Here is a 4,281-nt window from a genome sequence, read left to right as displayed (position 1 = left end):
AAGGTGTTTTCCTGCACATTTCTTACAATCATGGAATAGTTCCCGATCAGAAATTTTGACATATAGAAATCCGAGCAAAGGATATATAACAGTGATGCCAGAAATGCATAGGCGGGCCGGATTAACAGCTGCAGGAAGATATATGCCTGTCCCATCGTTTCCGCCGTCAGCCACGGCATCACAAAGACGCTCCGGTACAGATCCAAAGCTGTATGTCTTTCCAGATGGATATTGGAGCACATCCGCACAAGATCAGGATGTGCTGTAAATACTTCTTTTGAGATTGGAACTGTCACTAAAAACGCGATGACAAGAATTTCCAGATAAAATAAACCGATCGAAACAATGCCGTAAATCATCTTCGCCAGATACCAGCTTGTCGAATGGGTGCACCGCAGAAGATACTGCTGTCCCAGCCTGGTTCTGTCATCGCTTGGATAGCTGCCAATGATATACAGGGCATACATCTGTGTCGTCAGCCACATGATTGGTATTTCATACTTTACATGTGGATCCGGCAATGTAAACACTTTTCCTTTGAACAGGTACAGGCAGAAATCCATAAAGCTGGGTTCAAACTGATGCGGACCATAGCTAAAGAAACCATTGACATGCTCACGGAAATTAAAGAAGAAAATGAGAATCAACGGAATTGCCCAAAGATATTTCCATCTGTTCTGATAGATGCCGGTGCGGATGTCACGCGATGATAATTTCAAAATTTCCTGCCCAAAACTTTTTCCTTTATGCATAATTTCACCAAAGGTCATTCAGCTTTACCACCGTCTTCTCAGGATAGAGCCTGAAACTCAGACGCAGAGGAACCTGATCCAGAAGACTCCCCTCAGCTACGCCATAACTATCACCATATTCAATATAGGGCAGCAGGATTTCCCTTGTTTCCTGCGGTTGCAAAACAAGTCCCTCCTGCCCAATATCGTTAATATCCATAGCCGAAAATAATTCTATACTGTTGGCATAATCCGGTGAGCTGATCATCACGCCTGAAAAAGGAACATTCTGTTCATTCTCGGATTGATTTGTCACCCGCAGTCTGACCAGGATCACCTGTATATTATAAGAAGCATCAAAGTCCTCTTCTTTCATATGCAGGTCATACAAATCACAAAATTCCGTCAATGAAAGTCCCTCAACATCAGTCACTTCCAATTGAAAGGGGCCGATTGTAAATGGTTCCTGCATTGCATACACCACCTCCGTGCCCCGGGGATAACGAATATGCTGCTTCACAATCAGAATGGAACAAAAGGCAAGAAATACTGTCACAACACCAATAATGATTTTCTTCAGCATTTGTTCTGCCTCCTATCCGATCGTCTCATCATTTCTGCCTGCATAAACAAGTCCCAGAATTCCAGGTACCAGAATACATAATGCCCCCAGCAGACAAAACAGATAAGAACTGATATCGGCGCGATTCATTGTGATCAATGCATCAAACGCAAATTCAGGATGCTGCAGGGCTGTCATCAGAGAATTCTGAAATAAATAGACCAGAAACGGAAACAGAAGAGGAATAAATGCATTGGAAACAAATATTCCAACCGCACAGGCAAGCACCGAGAATGCACCGCCATACATAAAACTGTTGAAAAGATAAATCAGAATATAAATGAACGGATGGGAATAGTACAGCCTGCTGAATACATACCCATGAACGACTACCCCAAATCCCTGTTCCACCATTGGTACAAGAGAAGAAAACTGAGCAGCATTCAGGAAAATGTTAACAATCAGCGGTATCAGAATGGTAATTCCACCAACAAGGAAACTGCATACTCCCTTTTCCGCATAGTATTGTTTTCTGCCAACGTGCAGGAACACTTGTTTCACATATCCTGTCGTATGGTCTTTTGTGACATAGTCTCCCATGGCAAAAGCCGCGCACAGCGGCATCGCAATGAAATAGAAATGGTCCAAAATCGAATCCCCCATACCAGCGCCAATCCATTTATCATACCAGGTAAAAGGATAATAAGCTTCAAGCCAGCTCACATGAAATTCCGGTGCCGCCGCAAAAGGCTGTTTCGCCACATTCCAAAGCGTTTGTCCATAGGGATATGTATTCCAAACATATGAGAGCACAACAACTGCAATCTCAACCAATATCAAAATGCAGAAACGCCTGCTGTGAAGAATCCGTTTCAAGTCAATTTTCAATAGCTTTTTCATGATTATACTCCTTGGCTGAAGAATCAAAACTCTCATTGAATTCCTCTAAGCATCCACATCGTATACGCATCCTCATCATGGGTTTCCATCAGAGAAGACCCAATTGTTGCTAATACGCCAATATGGAGATCGGTATCAAACACTTCTTTGGGAACAGCAAATATGTAGCGTACCGTTTTCGTTTCGCCATTCTGCAAATCATAGATCACATAATTATTTGGTCCCATTTCCACAAAGCTGTCTCCATCTTTTCTAAGACATAGGTTTTTCTGATTCCAATAGTACCATTCTCCCTGGTCATCCAGAATATATACCTGTAAGAAAGATTGATATGTCGATAAATAATGAATGACATCGCCTGTATTTGTTATGTCCATATCTACCGTCAGTAATGAATATTGCGGCTTCAGATTGCCATTATCATCAAATGCTTTGTTATAATACCAGGCATCTTTATTTAGCCCCTCAGCCGTTGCTTTTCCATCACTGGCTTCTTCCATGCTGTCACTCACAAAATAATCGATGATTTTCAGCTGCAGATTGCCTGTCTGCTCATCCGAAAAATCTTTGCCCTCATATTCATTAAGATCCTTGTCTCTTTCATAGATGCGCTGAATCGCCTTGTTTTCATATTGACTGTTCCCCGCTTTGGGATTTTTCATTGCTTCAAGATATTCATTATGAATCGCTTCTAACAGATGATCTTCGGGAAACGGAGTAGGCTCCATGGCTCTGGCAGTCTTCGATGGGATTAATGATAAAAGACTGTTTTTGAGAAAGGAGCGGTTTACATAGGCAAAGACGCAGAGAAGAAAGATCCCTGTCATAATAAATATGACATTGTTTTTCTTTTTCATCGTGGACCCCCTTTGGGAAAAACAAGGGCAATTGTGACACTGCCCTTGTTTTCTTACTTCAAATAGTCAGACGCTGGTAATACGCCAGGTTCATAAACACTGTCAGGACTCCAGTAACCAGATGCAGTGCCTGCAGAAGATTGATGATAACCATAAACACCAGCAGTAGAATAACCGTTTTCTTTTACATAATTGTACATGAGGCGTTTTTGTCCATGCTTAAACTTGTAACGATATCCACCAGAACAATCGGTCCATTCATATGCATTGGGATTCGTGAATGCTATAACTTTGGCTTCATAGGAAGATGGGGTACCGCTTGAATACCACATGTAGACACTGCTATCATTATCTTTCGTTTGAGGTCCTGTAATTCTGCCTTCATATGTATCTGTAAAAATGAATCTGAACGGCCGGTCATATGAGTCTGCCTGTACTTTCATGGTAAAGCAGCTAAACGCAAGAAGAGCACTTCCTACTAGTGCAAAAGCAGCATTATGTTTTTTCATGATAAAACTCCTTTCCTTTTAATATTATCTGAAAAATATTATCTGCACCAGAAGCCCCTGTCTCCATTCTTGTATCGCCCCATCATATAATCTCCTTTACATTTTTTACAGAAATACTTTATCTACTAATTAGTATAGTAATGTAACCGGATACATTCAACAATGTAAGATCATTTTTTATTCAGTCTGTGTTTTTCCATAATAATGTCTCAAGTGTTGGAAAGGGAAAATGTCCCAGGCAGATACAGCCTGAAACTGACAGTTTTTATTGCCAGACCCGTCTTTAGAGCATACCCTAGTGATACATATTAAGACGACATTAGTTCATATGGATCTCATTGTCAGAGATCTTCAGGATATCTGCCTGCTGCATGCTCCAGTCAATCTGTTCCTTTGCTGCATCCAGCGTCGGCCACAGCGGCTCACGCAGGTTTGGGTCAATTGAAATCAGAAGATTGTGTGCCCTGGCATACCGAATAGCAAGCTTTGTAGCACTGCGGGCAGGCTCATCAGTCAAAGACAGCGAGCCAAAATGGAAGATCCTTGAACTGGCAATCAGATTCTCATCAATCTCATCTGCCCGCAGATCCACATCTGAATACACCGATATGGCGAAGCCGGGTTTCCGGTGAAACCAAGGCCAGTTTTCTGGAGTCAGATTCGGAGTGATTCCGGACCTCCAAGGCCACCTGAAATTGACGAATAACCTTCTTTCTATAATG

The 4,281-nt window shown here is 42.0% G+C and carries 6 protein-coding genes; all 6 read right to left on the bottom strand.

Translation table 11 applies throughout. The annotated features are described in order from the left end of the window. Positions 1-719, bottom strand: a 719-nt coding sequence (locus tag MOZ60_RS11285; RefSeq protein ID WP_370596751.1) for a hypothetical protein, incomplete at its 3' end; no start/stop codon positions are given. Positions 720-756: 37 nt separating this feature from the next. Next, positions 757-1,314: a DUF5028 domain-containing protein gene (locus tag MOZ60_RS11280; RefSeq protein ID WP_370596750.1), complete on the bottom strand. Its 558-nt coding sequence runs from the start codon at positions 1,312-1,314 to the stop codon at positions 757-759. Between the two features lie 12 nt (positions 1,315-1,326). After that, positions 1,327-2,193: a hypothetical protein gene (locus MOZ60_RS11275; RefSeq protein ID WP_370596749.1), complete on the bottom strand. Its 867-nt coding sequence runs from the start codon at positions 2,191-2,193 to the stop codon at positions 1,327-1,329. 32 nt (positions 2,194-2,225) lie between these two features. Continuing rightward, positions 2,226-3,050 (bottom strand): hypothetical protein, encoded by an 825-nt coding sequence (locus tag MOZ60_RS11270; RefSeq protein ID WP_370596748.1) that lies wholly within the window; start codon positions 3,048-3,050, stop codon positions 2,226-2,228. A 53-nt stretch (positions 3,051-3,103) separates the two neighbouring features. Further along, positions 3,104-3,559: a DUF2712 domain-containing protein gene (locus tag MOZ60_RS11265; protein ID WP_370596747.1), complete on the bottom strand. Its 456-nt coding sequence runs from the start codon at positions 3,557-3,559 to the stop codon at positions 3,104-3,106. Between the two features lie 319 nt (positions 3,560-3,878). Further along, positions 3,879-4,151 carry a carbohydrate kinase family protein gene (locus tag MOZ60_RS11260; protein ID WP_370596746.1) on the bottom strand — a complete coding sequence of 91 codons (273 nt, stop codon included), beginning with the start codon at positions 4,149-4,151 and terminating at the stop codon, positions 3,879-3,881. Between the last annotated feature and the right edge of the window lie 130 nt (positions 4,152-4,281).

The sequence above is a fragment of the Grylomicrobium aquisgranense genome, assembly GCF_033971865.1.
GTDB classification, from domain to species: domain Bacteria; phylum Bacillota_I; class Bacilli_A; order Erysipelotrichales; family Erysipelotrichaceae; genus Bulleidia; species Bulleidia massiliensis.
The sequence above is the reverse complement of the archived record's forward strand: the minus strand, read 5'-3'. Positions and strand labels throughout refer to the sequence as shown.

Coding starts and splice junctions, on each gene's coding strand:
- MOZ60_RS11275 (WP_370596749.1), bottom strand. CDS start 2,193: ATGAAAAAGCTATTGAAAATTGACTTGAAACGGATTCTTCACAGCAGG.
- MOZ60_RS11270 (WP_370596748.1), bottom strand. CDS start 3,050: ATGAAAAAGAAAAACAATGTCATATTTATTATGACAGGGATCTTTCTT.
- MOZ60_RS11265 (WP_370596747.1), bottom strand. CDS start 3,559: ATGAAAAAACATAATGCTGCTTTTGCACTAGTAGGAAGTGCTCTTCTT.
- MOZ60_RS11280 (WP_370596750.1), bottom strand. CDS start 1,314: ATGCTGAAGAAAATCATTATTGGTGTTGTGACAGTATTTCTTGCCTTT.